This is a genomic window from Hymenobacter rigui (assembly GCF_003944715.1).
Lineage (GTDB): Bacteria > Bacteroidota > Bacteroidia > Cytophagales > Hymenobacteraceae > Hymenobacter > Hymenobacter rigui.
This window is the reverse complement of record NZ_RWIT01000017.1, coordinates 1-23,601: the sequence shown is the minus strand read 5'-3', so window position 1 is coordinate 23,601 and position 23,601 is coordinate 1. Positions and strand designations below refer to the sequence as shown.

Annotated in this window: 20 protein-coding genes; 12 read left to right on the top strand and 8 right to left on the bottom strand. The window is 61.0% G+C overall.

Going from position 1 to position 23,601, the window contains the following annotated elements; translation table 11 throughout:
• Nucleotides 1-96: 96 nt before the first annotated feature.
• The 6 genes from EI291_RS19845 to EI291_RS19820 form a co-directional block, all read right to left on the bottom strand.
• A complete protein-coding gene (locus EI291_RS19845; protein WP_125424031.1) occupies nucleotides 97-582 on the bottom strand; it encodes an Mpo1 family 2-hydroxy fatty acid dioxygenase in 486 nt (161 codons plus the stop codon).
• 347 nt (nucleotides 583-929) lie between these two features.
• Nucleotides 930-1,793, bottom strand: coding sequence for a dienelactone hydrolase family protein (locus EI291_RS19840; protein ID WP_170172733.1), 864 nt, complete (start codon nucleotides 1,791-1,793; stop codon nucleotides 930-932).
• A gap of 120 nt (nucleotides 1,794-1,913) precedes the next feature.
• Nucleotides 1,914-3,230: an ABC1 kinase family protein gene (locus EI291_RS19835; protein WP_125424030.1), complete on the bottom strand. Its 1,317-nt coding sequence runs from the start codon at nucleotides 3,228-3,230 to the stop codon at nucleotides 1,914-1,916.
• A gap of 139 nt (nucleotides 3,231-3,369) precedes the next feature.
• Nucleotides 3,370-4,038, bottom strand: a complete 669-nt coding sequence (locus EI291_RS19830; RefSeq protein ID WP_125424029.1) for a TetR family transcriptional regulator C-terminal domain-containing protein — start codon at nucleotides 4,036-4,038, stop codon at nucleotides 3,370-3,372.
• A gap of 57 nt (nucleotides 4,039-4,095) precedes the next feature.
• Complete coding sequence (locus EI291_RS19825; protein ID WP_125424028.1) at nucleotides 4,096-5,403, bottom strand: cryptochrome/photolyase family protein; 1,308 nt, start codon at nucleotides 5,401-5,403, stop codon at nucleotides 4,096-4,098.
• Between the two features lie 141 nt (nucleotides 5,404-5,544).
• The gene (locus EI291_RS19820; RefSeq protein WP_125424027.1) at nucleotides 5,545-6,258 is read right to left on the bottom strand and encodes an SDR family NAD(P)-dependent oxidoreductase; all 714 of its coding nucleotides are present in this window, start codon (nucleotides 6,256-6,258) and stop codon (nucleotides 5,545-5,547) included.
• A gap of 160 nt (nucleotides 6,259-6,418) precedes the next feature.
• Between EI291_RS19820 and rhuM the strand changes: the two genes are divergently transcribed.
• From rhuM to EI291_RS19805, 3 genes are all read left to right on the top strand, one after another.
• On the top strand, nucleotides 6,419-7,333 hold the full coding sequence (rhuM, locus tag EI291_RS19815) for a virulence protein RhuM/Fic/DOC family protein (RefSeq protein WP_170172732.1): 915 nt from the start codon (nucleotides 6,419-6,421) through the stop codon (nucleotides 7,331-7,333).
• Between the two features lie 394 nt (nucleotides 7,334-7,727).
• The gene (locus EI291_RS19810) at nucleotides 7,728-11,177 is read left to right on the top strand and encodes a pyruvate carboxylase (RefSeq protein ID WP_125424026.1); all 3,450 of its coding nucleotides are present in this window, start codon (nucleotides 7,728-7,730) and stop codon (nucleotides 11,175-11,177) included.
• An 81-nt stretch (nucleotides 11,178-11,258) separates the two neighbouring features.
• Nucleotides 11,259-11,966, top strand: coding sequence for a hypothetical protein (locus EI291_RS19805; protein WP_125424025.1), 708 nt, complete (start codon nucleotides 11,259-11,261; stop codon nucleotides 11,964-11,966).
• A gap of 70 nt (nucleotides 11,967-12,036) precedes the next feature.
• Here the strand turns inward: EI291_RS19805 and EI291_RS19800 are convergent, their stop codons facing one another.
• Nucleotides 12,037-12,486, bottom strand: a complete 450-nt coding sequence (locus EI291_RS19800; protein ID WP_125424024.1) for an META domain-containing protein — start codon at nucleotides 12,484-12,486, stop codon at nucleotides 12,037-12,039.
• 247 nt (nucleotides 12,487-12,733) lie between these two features.
• Between EI291_RS19800 and EI291_RS19795 the strand changes: the two genes are divergently transcribed.
• The 9 genes from EI291_RS19795 (at nucleotide 12,734) to EI291_RS19750 (ending at nucleotide 23,306) form a co-directional block, all read left to right on the top strand.
• Complete coding sequence (locus tag EI291_RS19795) at nucleotides 12,734-13,927, top strand: M20/M25/M40 family metallo-hydrolase (RefSeq protein WP_170172731.1); 1,194 nt, start codon at nucleotides 12,734-12,736, stop codon at nucleotides 13,925-13,927.
• A 490-nt stretch (nucleotides 13,928-14,417) separates the two neighbouring features.
• Nucleotides 14,418-16,964, top strand: coding sequence for a type IA DNA topoisomerase (locus tag EI291_RS19785; RefSeq protein WP_125424021.1), 2,547 nt, complete (start codon nucleotides 14,418-14,420; stop codon nucleotides 16,962-16,964).
• Nucleotides 16,965-17,019: 55 nt separating this feature from the next.
• Nucleotides 17,020-17,913: a hypothetical protein gene (locus EI291_RS19780; protein WP_125424020.1), complete on the top strand. Its 894-nt coding sequence runs from the start codon at nucleotides 17,020-17,022 to the stop codon at nucleotides 17,911-17,913.
• Between the two features lie 29 nt (nucleotides 17,914-17,942).
• Entirely contained in the window at nucleotides 17,943-18,152 is a 210-nt protein-coding gene (locus EI291_RS19775) for a DUF2905 family protein (protein WP_240635612.1), read from the top strand.
• 469 nt (nucleotides 18,153-18,621) lie between these two features.
• A complete protein-coding gene (locus EI291_RS19770) occupies nucleotides 18,622-19,605 on the top strand; it encodes an aspartate carbamoyltransferase catalytic subunit (RefSeq protein WP_125424019.1) in 984 nt (327 codons plus the stop codon).
• An 82-nt stretch (nucleotides 19,606-19,687) separates the two neighbouring features.
• Nucleotides 19,688-20,986 carry a dihydroorotase gene (locus EI291_RS19765; protein ID WP_125424018.1) on the top strand — a complete coding sequence of 433 codons (1,299 nt, stop codon included), beginning with the start codon at nucleotides 19,688-19,690 and terminating at the stop codon, nucleotides 20,984-20,986.
• A gap of 83 nt (nucleotides 20,987-21,069) precedes the next feature.
• On the top strand, nucleotides 21,070-21,486 hold the full coding sequence (locus EI291_RS23580) for an Imm50 family immunity protein (protein WP_125424017.1): 417 nt from the start codon (nucleotides 21,070-21,072) through the stop codon (nucleotides 21,484-21,486).
• Nucleotides 21,487-21,546: 60 nt separating this feature from the next.
• On the top strand, nucleotides 21,547-22,068 hold the full coding sequence (purE, locus tag EI291_RS19755) for a 5-(carboxyamino)imidazole ribonucleotide mutase (RefSeq protein WP_125424016.1): 522 nt from the start codon (nucleotides 21,547-21,549) through the stop codon (nucleotides 22,066-22,068).
• A 23-nt stretch (nucleotides 22,069-22,091) separates the two neighbouring features.
• Nucleotides 22,092-23,306: a 5-(carboxyamino)imidazole ribonucleotide synthase gene (locus tag EI291_RS19750; protein WP_205701639.1), complete on the top strand. Its 1,215-nt coding sequence runs from the start codon at nucleotides 22,092-22,094 to the stop codon at nucleotides 23,304-23,306.
• 17 nt (nucleotides 23,307-23,323) lie between these two features.
• Here the strand turns inward: EI291_RS19750 and EI291_RS23065 are convergent.
• Nucleotides 23,324-23,601: hypothetical protein (locus EI291_RS23065; RefSeq protein ID WP_205701638.1), on the bottom strand; the 278-nt coding region annotated here is incomplete at its 5' end.

Below are 23,601 nucleotides of genomic sequence, written 5' to 3'. Positions count from 1 at the left end.
GGGCTATGGAGCGGTTATCGTTCGACGATTGGATAACATCAGCACGCGAGATTCCTCGCAGGCTCGGAATGACGTTCTATTTTGTCCAGCACCTTATCAATACCGCCAGCCCAGCCGGCGGTAGATGAAATGGAGCAGCCACAGCGGGCCGATGAGCAGAAACTGCAGGTCTTTGAGGAAGCTGGGTTTCTTGCCTTCCACCTTGTGGCCCCAGAACTGCCCAACCCAGGCCAGCACGAAAATAATCAGGCATACGGCCCATAGGGGCAGGGCCGCCCCGGCATCTACCACGCGCAGTCCCAGCGCCATAGCCGCCCACACCAGCACCATCCCCACCGCCAGCCGTCCCGAGAGGCGGACGTAATACGCCACGGCCAGCACCATCACCACAGTAGCCCAGTTCAGCCAGGGGCTGATGTTTCGCACCGCCGCCGGCACCGGCACCGACCAGAGTAACCCCAGAATGGCGAACATAATCAGCGGTACGCATACCCAGTGCACCAGCTTGTTGGTAGGGTTCTGGTGGCTTTCGGCGTACTCGTTCAGCAGCCGCTGAACCGGAGAAACGAGGGCGGTAGACATGGTGCAGGGCGTTGGTGGGAGCTAAAAGGTAGCAGATTCCCCGCAGTCTGGAAAACCCTACATGACTGTAGAGACGCGACACTTCGCGTCCCGGCGCGTGCTGATGTTGTTCAGGGAGTGCGGTGCTGGTTGTCCGGGTAATACACATCAAAACCGTGCTGGCGTTGTGCCGGTGGCGCGGTTCCGGTTGTTCTGGCGGGAGACGTGAAGTGTGGTGTCTCTGCAACCGTACAGGCTGATACAAAAAAAGGCTGCCCAAGCGGGCAGCCTTTTTTACGCATTGCGGGAAAACCACCGGCTGCTGGAACGAATCCGTGCAATCCGATGAATCCGGCTAAATTCGTGATTTATTTCACCTTCAGGTTTTTCTTCAGGTAGGCAACCGAGGCGGCGTGGGCGTCGGCAGCGAAGTCCTTGCTGTACTTGGGGTTGGATGGGTTGGCGAAGGCGTGGTCGGCGTCGTAGGTTTTCACCGTGAGGCCTTTTTTGGCGGCGGTCATATCCTTGCGGAACTGGTCTACCACCTCCTGGTTGATCCACTTATCCTGCTTGGCGAAGACGAACACCACGTCGGTGTTCAGCGTCTTGAGCTTGGCTACGTCCTTCTCGGGCATGCCGTAGTAGGCCACGCAGGCTTTGGCTTTGGGGCCGGCCAGCAAAGCCGTCTGGATGCTCCAGCCGCCACCAAAGCACCAGCCGATGCTGCTGATCTGGGCTTTGGGGCCGGCGTAAGCCAGGGCGCCGTTGATGATGGCCTGGGCGCGTTCGGTTTTCACGCCCTGCATCAGCTTGCCAGCTTGGTCGGCGTCGGTTGCAATCTGGCCGTCGTAGAGGTCAAGGGCAATGACGTTGACGCCGGGCAGCTCCTCGGCGAAACGACCGGCTTCCTGCTTGATGTAGTCGTTCAGGCCCCACCACTCGTGAATCACGAACAGGTACTTGTCCGACTTAGTCTTGCTCTTGATTTCGAAGGCTTTGCCGGTCTGGCCGTCGGTGGTTTTGAACTCAATCATGCTGCCTTCGCCGGCGTAGGTGAAGGGCAGGGGAGCATCGTGGCCGCCGGAGAAGTCCTCGTTAGAAGCCAGCATGGCGAATACTTCGGTAGCAGCCTGACCAGCGGCGGGCTTGGTGCAGCAGTTCATCGTCGATTGGGCCGAGGCCACCGATACCACGCTCAGCAGCGCGGCGCAAAGGGTCCAGAGTTTTTTCATGGAAAAGGGGAGGTGAAGATGGAGAGAGAAAAAAAGTATCCCGGAGCCATTCGTGTAAGTACACGAGTTGCTCCGGGATGCTTAAACTAGGGTGTGCCAGTTTAGTTTGGAAACCCTCGATTATTCGGCAGGATTGGTGCGAATAGAGGCGCGTAATTCCGTGAGCAGGGCGTAGAGGCCCACGTAGGTGCGGTTGAGGTAGATGAAGTGCTCGGAGCCCCGGGGCTCGCGCTGCTGGCGCAGTTCGGGCTGCTGCATCAGGTCGTCGCCGAGGGCATAGAGGCTCTGTATGTAGGCCGGGTCGCCGAAATCGAAGGAGGGCTGGCGGAAGGGGCGGCCCACCAGCTCCAGCGAGGCGCGCATGGTATCCACGTAGAAGGCGCGGCGGGCGACCGGGTCGTCGGGGCGGAGCACGCCGGCCTGGGTGAGCAGCTGGGTGAGGCGGGCAGGATCGATGAGGGTTTCGGGGGCCAGCAGGGCCGTGAACAGGTGGTGCACGTCGGCCGGCACTTCCTTCACGCAACCAAAATCCAACACGCCCACGGTGCCGCCGTCAGTGGCCGTGAGCAGAAAGTTGCCGGGGTGCGGGTCGGCGTGCACCTGGCGCAGCTCATTCAGCTGAAACATGTAGAAGTCCCAGAGGGCCTGACCCAGCTGGTTGCGCACCTGCTGGCCGGGGTTGGTGGCCAGAAACTCCTTGAGGTGCTGGCCGGGCAGCCAGTCCATGGTCAGGATGCGGGCGGCCGATAGCTCGGGGTAATACTGGGCGAACTGCAAATGGGCCAAACCGGCCGAGGTGGCGGCAATGTGCTGGCCGCGGCGCAGCTCCAGAGCATAGTCGGTTTCCTCGAGCAGGCGGGTTTCCACTTCCTGCATGTAGGGGCGCACGGTGGCTTCATCGAGGCCTAATACGCGCAGGGCAATGGGTTTTACCAGCCGGATATCGGAGCGGATGCTGTCGGCCACGCCGGGGTACTGCACCTTCACGGCCAGCGCCCGGCCGTCTTTGCGCGCCGCGTGCACCTGCCCGATGCTGGCCGCCTGCCGCGCCTCAATGTCGAACTCATCGAACACCTCAAACGGCGACTTGCCAAACGCCTCCCGAAACGTCTTCACCACCAGCGGGCCCGACAGGGGCGGGGTCTGGTACTGGGCCTGGGCAAACTGGTCGGCGTAGGCAGTGGGCAGCAGGTTTTTTTCCATGGCCAGCATCTGGGCCACTTTCAGCACCGAGCCTTTCATCTCGCTGAGCGTGCCGTACAGCTCGGCCGCATTGGCCGCGTGCAGGTCTTCGGTGGGGCTATCGGCGCCCACGGCCCGCTTGGCATAGTGCTTCACGTAGTTGGCCCCCACGTTGAGGCCGGTTTTGGCGAACCGCGCCGCCCGGGCCACTTTGGTGGTGGGCAGGGAAGTAAGCGACTTGGGGGTATCGTCCATGAGGATGTATTATAAACCAAAGACGGTCATGCTGAGCTTGCCGAAGTATCTCTACCGCACTGTTGCCTTACTACAACAACGAAGCGGCAGAGATGCTTCGGCAAGCTCAGCATGACCGTTCCGATACAACTGAAAAACCTTACCGGCGCACCAGGAACCGCACGAAATCGGCGGCGGAATCCAGGGTATTGCGGCCTACTAGGTCGAAGCTCAGCGTTACGGCTTTTTCGATGGCGGCGTCGGTGCGCTCGAAGTTGACGGTGTCGTCTTTGGCGAAAAAACCGAGCACGAACAACTGCTGCTGCCAGAAGAAGCGCGGGTAGCCGTGCTGCACCAGCTGGCGGCTGGCCACTTCCTCGGTGCGGCGGCCTTCGCGCAGCAAGTCCTCCACGAAGGCCTCAAAATCCTGCCGGAAATCGTCGAGCACGCGTGGCGTGATGCCGGGCATTTTGGAGAGCGAGCGGCGCAGGCTTTGCAGGGCGTAGCTGCGGTTGTGCTTGAGAATCTCGATGAGCGTGTAGTAGTAGCCCAGCAGCTTTTCGCGGGCACCGTACTGCTCCCACACTGGCTCACGGGCGGCCGTGGCGCGGGCCTCGCGGCCAAAGTCAGCCCAGATTTCCCGGTCGATGGCGTCGAAATTGGCGTAGCTGGCGTAGAATTCCTGCTCGGGCAAGCCTAGCTTCTGGGTCAGCTTGAACACCGAAATCGGCGGCTTGCCTTTGCGTAGCACGTAGTCGAGGTAGGCTTGCTTGATCCGTTCTTTGGGCGAGAAAGCCGCTTCGGGAGCGGGCGTGGGTTGCTGTTTCATAGTAGCAAGATAACCGCGTCAGCGGCTGAAAGTTGTGAGAAACCTGGCCGGATTTGGCTAAGCGTGCAGGTCGCGGGAGGCGCGGTAGGCGGCCAGGGCCCGGTCGCGGGTGGCGGGGTGCTCCACCATAGGCTTGGGGTAGCGCGACGTGCCGAACTCGGGCACCCATTGCTTCACGTAGGCGTGCTGCTTATCGAACTTGGCCAGCTGCGAATCGGGGCTGAAAATGCGGAACCAGGGCTGCGAATCGGCGCCGGTGCCGGCCACCCACTGCCAGTTGCCCACGTTGGAGGCCATTTCGTAGTCGAGCAGCTTCTCGGCGAAGTAGGCTTCGCCCCATTTCCAGTCGATAAGCAGGTTTTTGATGAGGAAGCTGGCCGTGGCCATCCGCACGCGGTTGTGCATGAAGCCGGTGGCGTTGAGCTGGCGCATGCCCGCATCGATGAGCGGATAGCCAGTGCGGCCCTCGCACCAGGCCCGGAACTCGGCCTCGTTGTTGCGCCACTGGATGTCGCGCAGCTTGGGGTCGTAGCTTTCGTGGGCAGTGTAGGGGAAGTGCCAGAGCAGCTGCATGAAGAAGTCGCGCCAGATCAGCTCACTCAGCCACACCTCGGCCTTGGCCTCCAGAGCCCGCTGCACCAGGTGGCGGATGCTCACGGTGCCGAAGCGCAGGTGCAGGCCCATCCGGCTGGTGGAGTCGCGGGCGGGCAGGTCGCGGGTGTCGGCGTACTGCTCCAGGGTGCGGGTGGCCAGTCGCCGGCCCGGAATGGGCTCGGGGCTGCGCTCAAAGCCCATGTCGGCCAAGGTGGGGCGGGGGCCGGCCGGCACGCGGGCCAGCTTGCTGAGGTGGTCGGCGGAAGGGTGGGGGCGGTAGTCAGCCTCGGTGAGGCGGGCCAGCCAAGCGCGCTTGTAGGGGCCGTAAATCTTGTAGGGCTGGCCGGTTTTGGTCTGCACCTCGTCCTTCTCGAAGACGACCTGATCCTTATAGGTGTGCAGCGGAATCTGGTGCTTGGCCAGCAGCTCGGTCACGGCCTGGTCGCGGGTGGCGGCGTAGGGCTCGTAGTCGTGGTTGGTGTGCACGGCGGCCACGTCCAGCTCCTTGAGCAGCTCGGCAAATATCTTTTCCGGCTTGCCGTAGCGCACCAGCATCGTACCGCCGGCTTCCTTCGCTTCGGCAACGAGCTGCTGCACCTCGTCAAAGATGAACATAACGCGGGCATCCTGGCGGTTTTCCAGCTTGTCGAGGATTTCGGGGTCGAAGATGAACAGCGGCACCACCGGCTGCTCGCCCTGCAGCGCGGCAGCCAGCCCGGCATTATCCTGAAAACGCAAGTCGCGCCGGTGCCAGAACAGGGATACTTTCATAGTAGAGAAGTGGGAGAGGATAAAATGTCCTGTCATCCTGAGCGGAGCGAAGGACCTTATCACGCGTGAACGAGTCATTGATGCGACAACCGTTCTGACGTGGTAAGGTCCTTCGCTCCGCTCAGGATGACAGACGACTCGCTACTTCAACCGGCCCATGCCGCCATCTACGGGCAGTACCTGGCCAGTGATGAAGGAGCCGTGGTCGGAGAGGAGGAAGGAAGCCATGTAGGCCAGATCCTCGGGCTCCCCGATGCGCTGCAGCGGATGGCGCTTGGCGCTGGCTTCGGCTTTTTCGGGCGTGTTGAGCAGGGCGGCGGCCAGCGGGGTGTTGGTGAGCGACGGGGCCACGGCGTTTACCCGCACGCCGCTGGCGGCGTACTCGGCGGCCAGCGCGCGGGTGAGGCCCTCCACGGCGGCCTTGGAGGTGGCAATGCTGGCGTGGAACGCCATGCCCGTATCGGCCGCTACGGTGCTGAACAGCACCACCGAGGCTCCGCCGGCCTTCTTCAGCCGCTTCATGCTGGCCTGCAGCACCTGCACCGCGCCCAGCACGTTCAGCTCAAAATCACCGCGGAAATCCTCCACCGGAATCCGCTCGAAGGGCCGCAGCTTGATGTTGCCGGGGCAGTACACCACGCCGTGCAGTACCTCGGGCAGGGCATCCAGCGCCGTGCCGAAGGGCTGCGTCACGTCGAGGGGCAAAAAGGTGGTGCTGAGCTCGGCCAGCTCGGCCGACTGATGGCGGGAGGCGGTGTAGAGACTGGCACCCAGGCCGTGCAGCAGCCGGGCCGTAGCCAGCCCGATGCCTGAGGAAGCGCCCACGATAAGGATGTTCTTGCCGGAGAATTGCATGCGGATAAAGTCAGAGGTAGGGAAGTGGGTTCAGAACTGAACCATGGCAGGAAAGTTTTGGACGCTGGCTTTCGTAGCCGCGGTGGCTGCCGGCTTGGCTTCCCGCCGCTGATTCTGCATATTGCTGAGTTGCTGCCTGTTTTACGTTCGTATCCTCGCTATGGAGCCCACTCCGGATATCCTCCTCTATCAATCGGCCGACGGCCACGCCCGGCTGGAAGTGCACTTGCAGAACGAAACCGTCTGGCTCACCCAGGCCCAGATGGCGGAGTTGTTTGGCCGGGAGCGAAGTGTGATTACCAAGCACTTGCGCACTGTTTTTCAGACCGGTGAACTGGATGAAGAAAGCAATGTGCAAAAAATGCACATTGCTTTTTCCGACAAGCCCGTGACCTACTATAACCTCGACGTTATCATCTCTGTCGGGTACCGGGTGAACTCCCGGCAGGGCACGCAGTTCCGGCAGTGGGCCACGCAGGTGCTGCGGCAGTACTTAGTGCAGGGCTTCGTGCTGAACGAGAAGCGGCTGCGCGAAAACGTCCGCCAGCTCACCGAACTCAAACGGCTGCTGCGGCTGCAGGGCGAGCTGCTGGAAAACCAGGAACTCACGCCTGACCAGACCACAGCCCTGCTCCGGGTGCTCAGCGACTACGCCCGGGCCCTCGACGTGCTCGACCAGTACGACCACCAGCGCCTGCGCATCACGGCCACCTCGCCCGACACGCCGTTTGAGCTGACTTACGAAGCCGCCCTGCAGGCCGTGGATGGCCTGTGCCAGCAGTTCGGGGGCAGCGTGCTGTTCGGGCGGGAGAAGGATGAGTCGTTCCAGAGCTCCGTGCGCACGATTTACCAGAGTTTTGACGGTGTAGAGCTGTACCCCAGCGTGGAGGAAAAAGCGGCCCACCTGCTCTATTTTGTGGTGAAAAACCATTCCTTTTCCGATGGCAATAAGCGCATTGCGGCCTTTAGCTCCGCTGACCTCCGGTTCTGTTCGTGTGGTTCATGGATAAGAACCACTGCCTCTACAAACCCGACGGCTCCCGCCGCCTCGCCGACAATGCCCTGGTGGCCCTGACCCTGCTCATTGCCGAACCGAAGGTCTGCGAAGCTAAAGCAAGCCGGAGGACAAGGATGTAATGGTGAAGCTGGTGGTCAACCTCATCAACCAAGAGAACTGAGTGTAGAGACGCGACACTTCGCGTCTCCCCATTGAACAGCTTTGCCTGGACATCCCTTCGTGCGCCGTCGCTACTCCTTCCGACGAGAAAGGCTAATCTGCTCTGCGTAAACAATATCAGCAACGATGAGACGCGAAGTGTCGCGTCTCTACAACCGCCCTGTATGCAACCTCCCACTGTCTTTGTTTTCTGCGAAAAATAAACTTTCAGCAAAAATTCGCTAACGAATCCCGCCCCGTTGCGTAGCTTGCACCGCTTCCCTGTTCCACCTTTCACCTTCTCCTGAAATCGATGAACATCCGCAAACTGCTGGTCGCCAACCGGGGCGAAATTGCCATTCGCGTGCTGCGCGCCGCCACCGAGCTGGGCATCCAGACCGTTGCCATCTACACCTACGAGGACCGCTACTCTTTGCACCGCTACAAGGCTGATGAGGCCTACCAGGTAGGCCGCGACGATGAGCCGCTCAAGCCCTACCTCGATATTGAGGCCATCCTGCGCGTGGCCAAGGAGAATGGGGCCGATGCCATTCACCCCGGCTACGGTTTCCTGAGCGAAAACGCCACCCTGGCCCGGCGCTGCCGCGAGGAAGGCATCATCTTCGTGGGCCCGCGGCCGGAAGTCATGGAAGCCCTCGGCGACAAAGTGGCCGCCAAGAGGGTGGCCGTGGAGTGCCAGGTGCCCATCATCGAAAGCAGCGAGCAGGACCTGACCGACCTCGACGTGGCTCTGGCGGAAGCCCACCGCATTGGCTACCCCGTAATGCTGAAAGCGGCCAGCGGGGGCGGGGGCCGGGGCATGCGCGTAATCCGCGACGATGAGCAACTGGAAAAAGGATTCTTCGAGGCCCGCAACGAGGCCCTGAAAGCCTTCGGCGACGATACCGTGTTTCTGGAGAAGTTTGTGGAGCGGCCCAAGCACATTGAGGTGCAGCTGGTGGCCGACAACTTCGGCGGCCTGACGCACCTGTATGAGCGCGACTGCTCGGTGCAGCGCCGCTATCAGAAAGTGGTGGAAGTGGCCCCGTCGCTGCACCTACCTGACCACCTGCGCCACCTGCTGTACGAGTACGCGCTGCGCCTGGGCCGGGCCGTGAACTACAACAACGTGGGCACCGTGGAATTCCTGGTGAACCCCGAGCAGGACCGCATCTACTTCATCGAGGTGAACCCGCGCATTCAGGTGGAGCACACTGTGACGGAGATGATAACCGGCGTGGACCTCATCAAAACCCAGCTCTACATTGCCGACGGCCGCCGCCTCACCGACGCCGAAATTGGGCTGGGGCCGGATATTACGCCCCTGAAGATGGGCTACGCCATCCAGTGCCGCATCACCACCGAGGACCCCGAGCAGGATTTCAAGCCCGACTACGGCACCATCACGGCCTACCGCTCGGCGGGCGGCTTCGGTATCCGCCTCGACCAGGGCTCGGTGTACCAAGGCGTGAAGGTGTCGCCGTTCTTTGACTCCTTGCTGGTAAAGGTGTCGGCCCACGCGCCCACGCTGGCCGGGGCAGCCCAGAAGATGGCCCGCTCCCTCGACGAGTTCCGGGTGCGGGGGGTGAGCACCAACATCCAGTTTCTGCAGAATATCATTGCCCACCCCGTGTTCATGGCGGGCGAGGCTAACGTGGACTTCATCAAGGACCACCAGGAGCTGTTCAAGTTCAAAACCCGCCAGGACCGCGCCACCAAGGTGCTCAGCTTCCTCGGCGACGTAATCGTGAACGGCAACCCCGACGTGCGCGGCCTCGTGGACCCCAAGCGCGACCTGCGCAAACCCCGCCTGCCGCACTACGACCCCGCCGCTCCGCTGCAGCCCGGGACCAAGGACAAGCTCACCGAGTTGGGCCCCGACGAGTTTGCCAAGTGGCTGCGGGCCGAGCGCCAGATTCACTACACCGACACCACCCTGCGCGACGCCCACCAGAGCCTGCTGGCCACCCGCATGCGCACCTTCGATATGCTGAAGGTGGCCGAGCGCTACGCCCGCCAGCACCCGCAAACCTTCTCCCTGGAATGCTGGGGCGGGGCCACGTTTGATGTGGCCCTGCGCTTCCTGCACGAAGACCCCTGGGAGCGGCTGGCCAAGCTGCGCGCCGCCGTGCCCAACATCCTGCTGCAAATGCTCATCCGCGGGGCCAACGGCGTGGGCTACAAAGCCTACCCCGACAACCTGACGGAGCGCTTTGTGGAGCAGGCCGCCGAAACCGGCATCGACGTGTTCCGCATCTTCGACTCCCTGAACTGGATGAAGGGCATGGAGGCCTGCATCGGGTTCGTGCGCAACCGCACCGACCGGCTGGCCGAAGCCTGCATCTGCTACACCGGCGACATTCTGGACCCCCGGCGCAACCAGAAGTACAACCTCGACTACTACCTGCGCCTGGCCCGGCAGATTGAGGATGCCGGGGCCCACATCCTGTGCATCAAGGACATGGCCGGGCTGCTGAAGCCCTACGCCGCCACCGAGCTGATTACGGCCCTGCGCGACACCGTGAGCCTGCCCATTCACCTGCACACCCACGACACCAGCTCCCTGCAGCCCGCCACCTACCTGAAGGCCGTGGAAGCGGGCGTGGACGTGATTGACGTGGCCCTGGGCGCGCTGTCGGGCCTCACCTCGCAGCCCAACTTCAACGCCGTGGTGGAGATGCTGCGCGGCCAGGAGCGCCACCGGGAGTTCGACCAGGAGTCGCTCAACGAGTTCAGCAACTACTGGGAAACCGTGCGCGAGTATTATTACCCCTTCGAGTCGGGGCTGAAGGCGGGCACCTCGGAGGTGTTCCAGCACGAAATTCCGGGCGGGCAGTACTCCAACCTGAGGCCCCAGGCGGCTTCGCTGGGCCTGCTGGACAAGTTCGAAACCGTGAAAACCACCTTTGCGGAGGTGAACCAGCTGTTCGGGGATATTGTGAAGGTGACGCCTTCCTCGAAAGTAGTCGGCGACATGGCCCTGTTCCTGGTCAGCAACAACCTCACCACCCGCGACGTGCTGGAAAAGGGCCACACCCTCAACTTCCCCGAGTCGGTGCGCGACCTGTTCCGCGGCGACATCGGGCAGCCCGAGGGCGGCTGGCCCCGCGAGGTGCAGCAGGCGATTCTCAAAGACGAGCAGCCTTTCACCGACCGCCCCAACGAGCACTTGGCCCCCATTGATTTCGGGGCCGAGGAAGCCCGGTTCGCCGAGAAATTCGGCCGCCGCGGCAAGTTCACCGATGTGCTGTCGTGGCTGCTGTACCCGAAGGTGTTTGAGCAGTACTGGCAGCACCGCGAGGAGTATGGCGACGTAGCCGTAGTGCCCACGCGGGTATTCTACTACGGCCTGCAGCCCGGCGAGGAAACCATCATCGACATTGCCAGGGGCAAAAGCATTATTGTGGGCCTGCAGAGCATTGGGCCGGTAAACGAGGACGGATGCCGCACCATCTTCTTCACCCTCAACGGCCAGACGCGCAACCTCGAAATCCGGGACACCTCGGTGGAAGTGAAGCGCGTGCAGAACCCCAAGGCCGACAAGGGCAACCCCCGCCAACTGGGTGCGCCACTACAGGGTCTGCTGAGCCGGGTGCTGGTGGCAAGCGGCCAGCCCGTGCGCAAAAACGAGCCGCTGTTCATCATCGAAGCCATGAAAATGGAAACCACCATTACGGCCCCCGCCGATACCACCGTGCAGGCCGTGAGCCTCTCCGAAGGCAGTCTGGTAAATGCCGACGATTTGGTGCTGACGCTGGGGTAGATGGCCGTCAAATGGATGAAAAATGATAGTTTAGACCGGAAACTACTTTTCAGCGTGATGACTATTCGTATTTCATTAAGTATGCTGGCTGTATTGCTGGCCGCCACTGCGCAGGCACAGCAAACTCCCATTGGGCAGGTTGGAGCCGCTGCCCAGGCCAATCTGGATGCGCTTACCAACGGTTCGGCCACGGTAGTGCCGCGGGGGGGCGCGTACGGCACCATCGGTACTCCTTACCTGGACAAGCGGTGGCTGCCAGGGCGGTTGCAGATGACCAACGGAGTACCCATGGCCCCGGTACCATTGAAATACGACGTGCTGAACCATCGGCTGATGATGCGGCCCTTCAACCGCCGCGACTCGCTGCTGCTGGATGACCGGAAACTGGCCAGTTTTCAGCTGGAGGAGCCCGCCATTAATGCCAACGGGCTGCGGCTGCGCACGTTCCGACGGTTCGTGGAAGCACCGGAGGCCGCGCTACGTTCAGAATATGTGGAGGTACTGCACAGCGGTAAATACTCGTTGCTGAAGCGTCACATCAAGTTATTACACAAAGCCAACTACCAGGGGCCCTATAACAGCGGAGAGCAGTACGACCAGATAGAGGATAAGAGCAATTATTTTCTACTTCGTCCGGATGCCAAGCTGATACCGGTAAAACTAAATCTGAAAGCCCTGCAGGCGGCGGCTCCTGAATTGGCTACTGCCCTCAAAAATGCACCCGGTGCGGCCGCTGCCAAATCAGACGACGAATGGGCGGCAATACTGGCTGGTGTCGACCCAAAATAATATCTGTATATCAGCCTCAATGGGCCGCTACCTCAGGGCAGCGGCCCATTGTCATTACGGTCTGCTTATGTTATTGACCCCGGTGCAGCTCGGCGGAGGGCCTGGTAGTGGCTTCTGCATAGAGGCGTAGCGTATCGCCACTGATGCGGTAGGTGCGCGTGGTGTTCAGCGCATTCATAAATCCGTTTTCTATCGGCAGGTCGGGGCAGGCCATTTTGGTAGCCATCAATGGGCCAAAGCGTAGCTGATTGGGTGCTGCTGGCTCAACCGGTCCGCGAAACCGGTTGCAGCCTGCCTGGCCTTCCGCCTGCGCCTCAGTGGCCGAAAGCAGCAGATAAATTTCCTTGCCATCAGCAGAGGTGACGGGTTGCCCGTTGAGCGAGTGAAGCAGCCATTTGGTGCCTCGCAGTTCAGCAGCGGGGGCGGCAGTGGCTGGTGCGGGGGTACTGGTGGTTTCGGTGGCCGGTGCAGTGGTTTGGCAAGCCGTCAGCAGTAAAAAGGCCGGAAAAAAGTAGCGCATAAGCAAGTCAGAGTGAGTAGAAGAAAAACTCCTGTAAAATCAGGAGCTGAACATACACGCAAATTGTACCGGGTAAAGAACAAAATGGTTATTTTGCGGTATGCGAAAATTCCCCCCCTTCGTTCTAGTACTCGCGCTGTTTGCTACTCAGGTCTTTGCTCAAAAAAAGTCTGCAACTGTTCCCGCAACCTCCAGTGTACCTCAAGCTACCGTTGAACGTATTATCAGTGCACTGGCGGCCGATGACATGCAGGGCCGTGCCACCGGCAAGCCCGGCAGCGTAAAGGCTGCTGAGTTTTTGGCTGCTGAATTCCAGCGTATCGGCCTGGAGCAATTGCCCGGCCTGACGAACTTTATGCAGACGTTTCCAGCCTATGAGGCCCGCACCGCTGCCGCTTTCGTCACCATCAACGGCGCAAAAGTAGCGCCGGATAAAATGGTGCTGATTTCGGGCCAGCCCCACCTGAACTGGACCGAGGCTGATGAGCCAGCGCCCCGCGTTGTGACGGTAGGCCCGCAGGATAACCTGATGAAGGAAGTCCGTCCCTTGCTGGACCCCAAGGAAAACACCATCGTCTTTATCGATCCTACGCAGCTGGCGGCTTTCAACCGCGTGGCCGGCTACGTGAAGCGCGGCGGTTTGCGGCCCGAGAAACCGGCTCCGTTTACCACCCTGCTGGTGTTGGCCCCGCCAGCGGCTACGCCCCTGAAGTTTCAGGTGGCGGCCACCACCACCATCCGCACCGTGGAGCTGCGCAACGTGGTGGGCGTGCTGCCCGGTAAGGATGCCGCCCGCGCCACCGAGCAGGTAGTGTTCAGCGGCCATTATGACCACCTGGGCTTCCTGCCCGCCGTGGCCGGCGACTCTATTGCCAATGGGGCCGACGACGATGCCAGCGGCACCACCGCCGTGGTAGCCCTGGCCGAGTACTTCAAGAAGAAAAACGACAACGCACGCCCGCTGGTGTTTGTGGCCTTCACAGCCGAGGAAATCGGGGGCTTCGGGGCGCGGTACTTCTCCAAGCAACTCGATCCGAAGAACGTGGTGGCCATGTTCAACATCGAAATGATTGGCAAGCAGGCCAAGTTCGGCCCCAACACGGCCTTTATTACCGGCTTCGACCGGTCCGATTTCGGCAAAATGCTGCAGGATAACGCCAAGGGCACCGTGTTCCGCTTCGAGCCCGACCCGTACCCCGAGCAAAACCTGTTCTACCGCTCCGATAACGCCACCCTGGCTCGCCTGGGTGTACCGGCCCACACCATCAGCACCGACCAGATTCCGACCGATAAGAAGTACCACTCGGTAGACGATGAAGTGGAAAGCCTGGACCTGCCCAACATGACAGCCGTTATTACCGCCATTGGCCGCGCCGCCGGTGGCATCATCAGCGGCCAGCAAACCCCCACCCGCATTGCGCCGGAAACGGTGAAGCAGTAAGTCTTTTGCTAGGAGATAGAGAACTATGATAACGCTTGAAAAGTATCGTCGGCTCCTAGTTACTAACAGTTGCTTATTTATTCTGTGTGGCGCTTTATGTGGCTGGGTTTATACAAGATATGCTCCCAATGATGGGATTGATGAAGAGTTTTTGATCATATTATTGATTGTCCTTCTGATTTTTCTTGTCGGAACATTGATTAATATGGCCTTCTCCTTGCGCGAAATAGCCGTAAGCAAAGAGTATAAGGTAGGTATAGCCTATTTGGTGTTCACTTTTCTTTGGGGATGTCCTCTTTATACTTACGGCGGTGTGGCACTGCAATTAGGCAGCCGCTAATAGCAGCGGATAAGCAGAGAACAGAGCTTTTTGATTATATAGATAGCCTGAAAACGGGGAGAAGAGTCCAGTGCACCGGACTTTTCTCCCCGTTATCTTTGTTGATTCCCTGCTGGCCCCGGCCGGCGTATTTCAACCAATCTGCTACGAGTGAAAGTTTGCATTGCCGAAAAGCCCAGCGTGGCCCGCGAAATTGCCCAGGTGCTGGGGGCCAACCGCAAAATGGACGGCTACTTCGAGGGCAACGGCTACCAGGTTACCTGGACGTTTGGCCACTTCTGCCAGCTGCGCGAGCCCGAGGACTACCGCCCCGAGTGGAAGCGCTGGAGCATTCATGATTTGCCCATGCTGCCCGAGCAGTTCGGCATCAAGCTCATGCGCCGCGACGACGGCGTGGTGCGGCAGTTCAACGTGATTAAAAACCTGCTGGCCTCCGCCGAGGAAGTCATCAACTGCGGCGACGCCGGGCAGGAAGGGGAGGTGATTCAGCGCTGGGTGCTGCTGGAGGCCAAGTACCGCAAGCCCACCAAGCGCCTCTGGATTTCCTCGCTCACCGAAGAAGCCATCCGCCAGGGCTTCCAGAACCTGCGCGAGGGTTCGGAATTCGACTCGCTCTACCAGGCCGGCAAGAGCCGCGCCGTGGGCGACTGGCTGCTGGGCCTGAACGCCACCCGGTTGTTCACGCTTAAATACGCGCCCGGGCAGCGGCAGGTGCTCAGCATCGGGCGGGTGCAGACGCCCACGCTGGCCCTGCTGGTCGACCGGCACCACGAAATCCAGAACTTCCGGCCCGAGCCGTACTGGGTGCTGCGTACCGAGTATCGGAGCACCATGTTCAGCCACGTAGCCGTGGCGAAAAAGGGCAAGGACGACGACGAGCCCGACGAAAAGGCCCGCCTGAAAGCCCGCGGCTACTTCGTGACCCAGGAGGAAGCCGACGCGGCCCTGGCCCAGGTAACCGGCCAGCTCCTCACGGTAACCAACGTGGAAATCAAGAAGGCCCTGGAATCCCCGCCCGCGCTGTTCGACCTGACCTCCTTGCAGGTGCAGTGCAACAACCAGCTGGGCCTCTCGGCCGAGGACACGCTCAAGACGGTGCAGGGCCTTTACGAGAAGAAAGTGGTGAGCTACCCCCGCGTGGATACCACCTACCTGCCCGACGACCAGTATCCCAAAATTCCCGGCATCCTGCGCGGGCTGGGCGGGCAGCACGCGGCCCTGGCGGCCCCGCTGCTGGCGGGCGGTAAAATCCGCAAGAGCACCAAGGTGTTCAACAACCAGAAGGTAACGGACCACCACGCCATCATCCCGACCGGAGCCAGCGCAAACAGCCTCCACGGCACCGAGCAGCAGGTGTATGACATCATCACGCGCCGCTTTCTGGCCGTGTTTTACCCTGATTGCGAAGTATCGAACACCACGGTAACGGCCGACGTAGCCGGGCGCACCTTCCGGGTGCGGGGCCGCCAGATCCTGAGCCCTGGCTGGCGCGAGGTGTACGGTGACCCGGAGAAGCAGCAGGCTCCCTCGGCCCCAAAGGCGGCCGGCGAAGGCGACGACGACGTGGTGAGCACCGTGCTGCCCAGCTTCCAGAAGGACGAAACCGGCCCCCACAAGCCCCGCCTCGACGCCAAGCAAACCCAGCCCCCGCGCGAGTACACCGAAGCCATGCTGCTGCGCGGCATGGAAACCGCCGGCCGCAACGTGGACGATGACGAGCTGCGCCAGGCCATGAAAGAAAACGGCATCGGCCGCCCCTCCACCCGCGCCGCCATCATCGAAACCCTGTTCAAGCGCGGCTACATCCGCCGCGACCGGAAAAAAATTGTGCCCACGCCCACCGGCGTGGAACTGATTGGCCTGATCCGCAACCCCACCCTCAAATCGGCGGAGCTGACGGGGCAGTGGGAGCGGAAGCTGCGGCAGATTGAAGGCGGCCAGCTCGACCAGGAGCAGTTTCTGGGCGAGCTGAAACAGCTGGTGCGCGAAATGGTGCTGGAAGTAAAGCACGACGGCTCCGGCCGCGCCGTGACGGTAGCCAATGCCGCGCAAGCCGCGCCTGCCGCTGGTAAATCGGCGGCTGCTACTCGCCCGACCACAGCAGTGGCTACGCCCGCTGTGCCCGGGGCACTGGGGCCATGTCCGGCCTGTGGTGGTGGGCACGTGCTGCGTGGGAAGTCGGCGTTTGGCTGCTCACGGTGGAAGGAGGGTTGCCATTTCCGGCTGCCAGTGGAGTTTGAGGGCAAGAAGTTCACCGATAAGCAGGTGGGCGACCTGCTAAAAAAAGGCCGTACCCAGGTCATGCAGGGTTTCCTGGACGATGCCGGCAACAAATTCGGAGCCGCCATCCGCCTCACGCCCGAGCGGACGCTGGAACTGGTGCGCGCCGCCGAAAGCAAGCCCACCACCACCCAGGACCCTGGCCAGATACCCTGCCCGGTGTGCCGCCTGGGCCAGATGCTGAAGGGCAAAAGCGCCTGGGGCTGCTCCCGATTCCGCGAGGACTGCCAGTTCCGGGCTCCGTTCGAGTGGGGCGGCAAAACCCTCACCGACGCCCAGATGAACCAACTCCTGCGCAAAGGCAAAACCGGCGTCATCCGCGGCTTCATCTCCAGCAAAACCGGCAACCGCTACGAAGCCGCTCTGCAGGTAGGGGCCGATGGACGTATTGAGCCAGTGTTTGATAACAAGGGGTAAGCCTTATGCTATGCTGAAAACGTGCTGCGTATTTATACTACTACTGGTTTCTACTGTGACTGTCTTAGCTCAGGCCCAAGGGAAATTAGCCAAATTGAACTCAGATGCTGCCGTGCAGCAAGTAGTAAGGTCGTTGGATGCTTACTACAAGAATTTCAAAGTAGATTCCCGCCTTCGGTTCGAGGATAAGCGGGTACAAAAAATCTATCAACGAGAAAAAATCAAGGCGTGGGAAAAAGCAGATGTTGATGGAAATGGCCTGATTGATCTGCTGATAACCGGCACCCACTACGATGACGAAAGCAAAGTCATCTGCGTGTTGGACATGGGTGACAGTCTGGTACTGGAGGATTTTGGCCGACAGTTTTATCGGTATTGTCCGGTAGCACGCATCATTCACCAAGATGCTCAGCCGCTGATTACATATGCAGACTATGACAAGCCCATTTTAATCACGCAACCGTTAGAAAAAGAGGGTCGTCAAGAGTTTCTGCTGACTTATCGTTTTGGAGGATTGGTTGAGTATAATTCTGCTCCTGCAAGCGCCCGAATCGATAGTTTACTATATACTTCCGACTTCGCTTACCATGAGGTCGAGGAAATAGCAATAGGCATTGGACCTCAGGACAATGTTACCTATCATTCCTGTGAGTATCCGGTATTGGATGAGACCAAAAAGCAGTGTGAGAACCTCACCGCTAAGCTCAACAGCCGCGCACAACAACAGTTGAGTGAGTTGGTAAATTACCTGCAACCAGATAAGCTGAAAAGAACCTATCGGATTGGCCACAACCACGTGCCATACATTGTGCTACGTATTAAGTACGCTGATGGCCGCCGTTTGCAAGTAGATGATAATGGCGGCATAGCCTCATTTGGCTTAACTCGTCTATACACGCTACTGGAGTCGCTGCGCAAAACACAGAACTGGGAACCACCCAAGAAATGATGATTACCATGCCTCCCCACTTCGGTAAAATGCTGTTCCTGCTCGGCCTGGGCCTGATGGTGCTGGGGGCGCTGCTGTGGCTGGGCGGCGGTAGCCTACTCAGTTGGTTCGGGCGGCTGCCGGGCGACGTGCGGGTGGAGCGGCCGGGCTTCCGGCTGTACGTGCCGTGGGTATCGATGCTGCTGGTGAGCCTGTTGCTTAGTCTGGTGCTGTGGCTGATACGGCGGCTGGGGGAATAAGTGCAAGCCGTGGTTTGTGCCGGTACTGACCCGATAACAACCGGGAAAGTCGATGCGCTGCTGCTTTTGAAACGAAGGCTGCGGCGGGCAGGATGAAAAAAATTACGCCGCACGATGCGCTACTAGGCGTAACAATGCCGTAGTTTTGCATCATGCTTCAACCAAAAAATCTGTTGATGAAGCGTGGAACCCTGCCCGGCAAGGACCCGCGAGTAGACCAGAAGGTCTTCGCCGCTGTCGGTTTTTTCGATTTTGCCACCGCTGGTTCTGTTATTTTTTCTGCCTGTTGCCCCGCCGCCGTTTCGGATTCCGAAACGGTTTTTTTGTGCCCGTTGAGTTCGTGGGTCGCCGCTCGGCCCCGCGTGCGCCGGCTAGTGCCCGCAGCCTGGCTCTCCGGTCCGGAGCATAGCCGATACGACTTTTGATTGCCCGTTTTAGCCTGAAAACCTCACTTTTCCTCCACCCCGGTATGGCACGTAAAGACCTCCTCGACATTGCATCCCTTCACCGCGAGGAAATCGAGTTTCTGCTCGACCGCACCACGAGCTGCAAGGACCAGTTCACCCACTCCGTCAGGAAGACGACTGCCCTGAAGGGTAAATCGGTGCTGATGCTGTTCTACGAGCCCAGCACCCGTACGCACACGTCGTTTGAAGTGGCCGCCAAGCGCCTCTCGGCCGAGGTAACGAACTTCAACGTGGCGCAGTCCTCTATCACCAAAGGCGAGTCGATTCGGGAGACGATTGAGACGCTGCAGGCCATGCACACCGACTACATTGTGGTGCGCCACGGCCGCTCGGGCCTGCCCGGCATGATTGCCCGCCAGACCAAAGCCTCGGTTATCAACGCCGGCGACGGGGCCCACGCCCATCCCACCCAGGCTCTGCTCGACGCGTTTACCATCAAGGAGAAGTTCCCCGACCCCACGGGCAAGAAAGTCCTCATCATCGGCGACATTCTGCACTCCCGCGTAGCTCGCTCCACCAGCACTGTGCTCAAGAAGCTGGGCGTGGAAGTGGCCTACCTGGGGCCCGGCACGCTGGTGCCCAAGCAGGGCCCGGAAAACATCCGGCTCTTCACCAATTACGAGGCGGCCATGGCCTGGGCCCCCGACGTGGTGTATCTGCTGCGCGTGCAGATGGAGCGCCAGGACGTGCAGTTTTTCCCGAGCCTACGCGAGTACCACCGCATCTACGGCATCACCAGCGCCCGGCTGGAGGAAATCCGCCAGCGCGGGCTCTACATTATGCACCCCGGCCCGGTAAACCGCGGCGTGGAACTCTGCGACGCCGTGATGGACTACGAGCGGAGCCTGATGAACAACCAGGTGGAAAATGGCATTGCCGTGCGCATGGCCGTGCTCGACTGGCTCACCCCGGGCGGCGACTATCCCCGGCCCGAATCCACCTACGCCAGCCACCTCAACACGGGCTCCACGCTGGTGCTGCCCTAGCCGGCCGGCTGGCAGCTAAGGCCGCCGGTTAGTAGTTCAGTAGTTTTTTACCTCTTTGCCTCTTCATTTCCCATCTCCACCCATGCTCCTGATTCAAAACGCCCGCATTGCCTCCGAACACTCGCCCGAACTCACGGAAGGGGATGTGCTGCTAGTCGACGGAATCATTCAGCAGATTGGCCCGGGCCTAGCCGCGCCCGAAGGTGCCCGCGTACTTGATGCGCGCGGCCGGGTGCTTATGCCGGCCATGTTCGACGCCCACGTACACTTCCGCGCCCCCGGCTTCGAAAACAAGGAAACCATTACTACTGGCAGCGAGGCGGCCATCAACGGTGGCGTTACCGGGGTAGTGATGATGCCCAACACCCAGCCGGCCATCGACTCGGCGGCGGTGGTGTCGGCGGTGCTGGAGAGTGCCGCCAGCAAGGCCCGCATTCCGGTGTACACCTCCGGCTGCGTCACCAAGAACCGCGCGGGCAAGGATCTGGCCGAAATTGACGGCATGCGCCTGCTGGGCGTGAAAATGCTCACCGACGACGGCGACACCACCAACGACCCGGCCGTGCTGCTGCGGGCTATGCAGTACGCCACCGAGTTCGGCATGTTCTTCGCCAGCCACTGCGAGGTACCGGAGCTGGCCGGTCCCCGCGCCCTCAACGAGGGCGTGATGAGCTACCGCCTGGGCATAAAAGGCTCGCCGGCCATTGCCGAGGAAATCATCATTGACCGGGACATCCGGCTGGCCCGGGCCGCCGGGGCGCACATCCACATTCAGCACGTATCCAGCAAGCTGGGCATGGAAACGATTAAGTGGTGGAAGTCGCGCGGCGACGTGAAGGTGACGGCTGAGGTGGCCCCACACCACCTGCTGTTCACCGACGAGCACATCGGCGACTACGACACCAACTACAAGATGAACCCGCCCCTGCGCACCCAGGCCGACTGCGACGCGCTGCTGGAAGGGCTCAAAGAAGGCGTGTTCGACCTGATTGCCACCGACCACGCCCCCCACACCCCCTTCGAAAAAGCCCAGGACTTCATCAGCGCCCCCAACGGCATCACCGGTCTGGAAACAGCTTTGGTGTCGCTCTACCACTACTTCGTGCGGCCCGAGAAGTTCGGCTGGGATTTGGTGGTGAAGCGCTACTCGGCCGAGCCCCGCCGCCTGATGGGCCTGCCCGTGCCCACCATTGAAGTGGGCCAGCCGGCCGAGTTTCTGCTGTTCGACACCGAAGCCGAAACCACGTTCACCAAGGAGTTCATGAAGTCCAAGTCCCAGAACACGCCCTTCATCAACCAGACCCTGCAGGGCCGGGTAGACCTGGTGGTGCTGGGCACGGAAATCCTGCTGGAGCGTGAAGCCACGGTGGCCGTTGGTTAGCTGGACACAATACAGAACGTCATGCTGAGCGCAGCCGAAGCATCTCTACCGCTTCGTTGGCACGGCCGCAAACGTTGAACTTGATGAGCACTTACTCAAGATGGGTTGAGCATGTCTTGAACCCCAAGACCATAACGAGTATCTACTCGAAGGAGCCACCATCATTGGCGCAAGTGAAGTTATATGAGGTATCCATCGTTTGTGGCGGAGACCTGCAATGCAAGCTCCGTTTCGACTTGAAGGATTTCCCTGCTAACGCGCCAGTAAAATGGATACAGCGGCAATGCAACGCCGTTCAAATGAGCTTGAATCTGATGCAAACCGAGCTGATCCAGTGCGCTATTCCCAGTGGAAACAGTATTGGAGATTTGAGCATCATGCACGATGGGGCCCGCTTTCAGGTCACATTTTCCACCCAGTCACAAGGAATTGTTTTTCAGGCAATAGCCACTTGGATACACGTCGATAACCTAGCGGGCTACCAGAAAGAACTTCGTTGACCGCTCCACGAAGCGGTAGAGATACTTCGGTTGCGCTCAGCATGACACAAACCTTTTTAAATGAGTAATCCTTCCACTTCCGACACTCCCGCCACCGCCAAGCCCCTGATTGGGGTAGTCATGGGTTCCAGCAGCGACTGGGACACCATGCAGCACGCCGTACAGATTCTCGCGGATTTTGGCGTGGCCCACGAGGCCCGGGTGGTGTCGGCCCACCGCATGCCCGACGACCTGTTTGCCTACGCTGAGCAGGCCGGGCCGCGGGGGCTGCAGGCCATTATTGCCGGGGCGGGCGGCGCCGCCCACCTGCCGGGCATGCTGGCCGCCAAAACCACCGTGCCCGTGCTGGGCGTGCCCGTAGCCAGCCGCCACCTGCAGGGTGTCGACTCGCTGCACAGCATTGTACAGATGCCCAAGGGCGTGCCGGTGGCCACGTTTGCCATCGGCACGGCCGGCGCGGCCAACGCCGCGTTGTTTGCCGTGAGCCAACTGGCGTTGCACGATACTGAACTGGCCGCCAAACTCCAGGCCTTCCGCGTGGCCCAGACCGAGGCCGCCCGCGCCATGACGCTGCCGCTATGAACCAGGAAGCTACTATGAGTACGATGACACCGATTTTTCCGGGCAGCACGGACGCCGCCGGCCGGCCGGCCACGCTGGGCGTGCTGGGCGGGGGCCAGTTGGGGCGCATGTTCGTGCACGCGGCCCAGCGCCTGGGCTACTTCACGGCCGTGCTGGAGCCCGACGCCCACAGCCCCGCCGGGCTGGTCAGCCACCACCACATCCAGACTGCCTACGACGACCCCACCGGGCTGGCCCAACTGGCCGACCTCTGCCAGGCCATTACCACCGAGTTTGAAAACGTGCCCGCCGACGCGCTGCGCACCCTGGCCCAGAGCCGCCCGGTAGCACCCGGCGCGGCCGTAGTAGCCATTGCCCAGGACCGTCGGGAGGAAAAAGCGCACTTTACCGCCTGCGCCGACGTATCGAGGGTAACCTGCGCGCCCTACGCGGTACTGGAAACGCCGGAGCAGCTACGGGCTGTGCCGGCCGACCTGCTGCCCGGCATCCTGAAAACCGCCCGCATGGGCTACGACGGCAAGGGCCAGGTACGCGTGAAAACCACCGATGAGCTGGCTGCGGCCTGGACGGAGCTGGGCGGCGTGGCCTGCGTGCTGGAAAAGATGCTGCCGCTCACGGCCGAGTGCTCGGTGCTGGTGGCCCGCGGCTGGGATGGTCAGGTGGTGAGCTTCGCCCCGCAGCGCAACGTGCACGAGGGCGGCATTCTGGCCGTGACACATGCCTACGACGGCGCGCTACCCTCCGCACTGGCCGACCGGGCCCGCGCCGCCGCTGTGGCCATTGCCCGGCACCTGAGCTACGTGGGCGTGCTGTGCGTAGAGTTTTTCGTGGTGGACGACGGCAGCGAGTTTGGTGGGCTGGTGGTCAACGAAATGGCCCCGCGCCCCCATAACAGCGGCCACTACACCATTGATGCCTGCGACGCCTCGCAGTTCGATTTGCAGGTGCACGCTATGGCGGGCCTGCCGCTGCCGCAGCCGCGCCAGCACTCCCCAGCCATCATGCTCAACCTGCTCGGCGATGTGTGGCTGAATGCCGGCGGGCAACTGCGGGAGCCTGACTGGGCGGCTGTGCTGCGCCTGCCGGGCACGCACCTGCACCTGTACGGCAAGGTAGAGGCACGCGCCGGCCGCAAAATGGGGCACCTGACCATCACTGGTCCGGACGTCTCGAGCGTCAGAGCCGTGGCGCAACGCGCGGCGGAAGTGCTGGGCTTGCCGGGACTGGATGCTATTTAGCCGTTACGATAGGGGCATTAACAAAAACAGACGGTATTAGCTCCTTCAGACCGGCATGCTGAGCTTGCCGAAGCATCTCTATCGACCGAGGTTGGGTAACCAAAACGGTAGAGATGCTTCGACAAGCTCAGCATGCCGGTCTTTTTACTTGCTGTCCACACAATGTAATATAGCAGATTCGTGAACAGTTCGTCCTGGCTCCGTGCAGCTGCGTAGAATGGAATATGAAACCGTATTCGCTTGATTTGCGCAGCCGCGTGGCGGCCGCCTGCCGCGAGCCTGGGGCGAGCAAGGC

Excerpts from the sequence above, each read along its gene's own strand:
- EI291_RS19845 (WP_125424031.1), bottom strand. The coding sequence starts at position 582 with ATGTCTACCGCCCTCGTTTCTCCGGTTCAGCGGCTGCTGAACGAGTAC.
- EI291_RS19840 (WP_170172733.1), bottom strand. The coding sequence starts at position 1,793 with ATGAAAAAACTCTGGACCCTTTGCGCCGCGCTGCTGAGCGTGGTATCG.
- EI291_RS19835 (WP_125424030.1), bottom strand. The coding sequence starts at position 3,230 with ATGGACGATACCCCCAAGTCGCTTACTTCCCTGCCCACCACCAAAGTG.
- EI291_RS19830 (WP_125424029.1), bottom strand. The coding sequence starts at position 4,038 with ATGAAACAGCAACCCACGCCCGCTCCCGAAGCGGCTTTCTCGCCCAAA.
- EI291_RS19825 (WP_125424028.1), bottom strand. The coding sequence starts at position 5,403 with ATGAAAGTATCCCTGTTCTGGCACCGGCGCGACTTGCGTTTTCAGGAT.
- EI291_RS19820 (WP_125424027.1), bottom strand. The coding sequence starts at position 6,258 with ATGCAATTCTCCGGCAAGAACATCCTTATCGTGGGCGCTTCCTCAGGC.
- rhuM (WP_170172732.1), top strand. The coding sequence starts at position 6,419 with ATGGAGCCCACTCCGGATATCCTCCTCTATCAATCGGCCGACGGCCAC.
- EI291_RS19810 (WP_125424026.1), top strand. The coding sequence starts at position 7,728 with ATGAACATCCGCAAACTGCTGGTCGCCAACCGGGGCGAAATTGCCATT.
- EI291_RS19805 (WP_125424025.1), top strand. The coding sequence starts at position 11,259 with ATGCTGGCTGTATTGCTGGCCGCCACTGCGCAGGCACAGCAAACTCCC.
- EI291_RS19800 (WP_125424024.1), bottom strand. The coding sequence starts at position 12,486 with ATGCGCTACTTTTTTCCGGCCTTTTTACTGCTGACGGCTTGCCAAACC.
- EI291_RS19795 (WP_170172731.1), top strand. The coding sequence starts at position 12,734 with ATGCAGGGCCGTGCCACCGGCAAGCCCGGCAGCGTAAAGGCTGCTGAG.
- EI291_RS19775 (WP_240635612.1), top strand. The coding sequence starts at position 17,943 with ATGCTGTTCCTGCTCGGCCTGGGCCTGATGGTGCTGGGGGCGCTGCTG.
- EI291_RS19770 (WP_125424019.1), top strand. The coding sequence starts at position 18,622 with ATGGCACGTAAAGACCTCCTCGACATTGCATCCCTTCACCGCGAGGAA.
- EI291_RS19765 (WP_125424018.1), top strand. The coding sequence starts at position 19,688 with ATGCTCCTGATTCAAAACGCCCGCATTGCCTCCGAACACTCGCCCGAA.
- EI291_RS23580 (WP_125424017.1), top strand. The coding sequence starts at position 21,070 with ATGAGCACTTACTCAAGATGGGTTGAGCATGTCTTGAACCCCAAGACC.
- purE (WP_125424016.1), top strand. The coding sequence starts at position 21,547 with ATGAGTAATCCTTCCACTTCCGACACTCCCGCCACCGCCAAGCCCCTG.
- EI291_RS19750 (WP_205701639.1), top strand. The coding sequence starts at position 22,092 with ATGACACCGATTTTTCCGGGCAGCACGGACGCCGCCGGCCGGCCGGCC.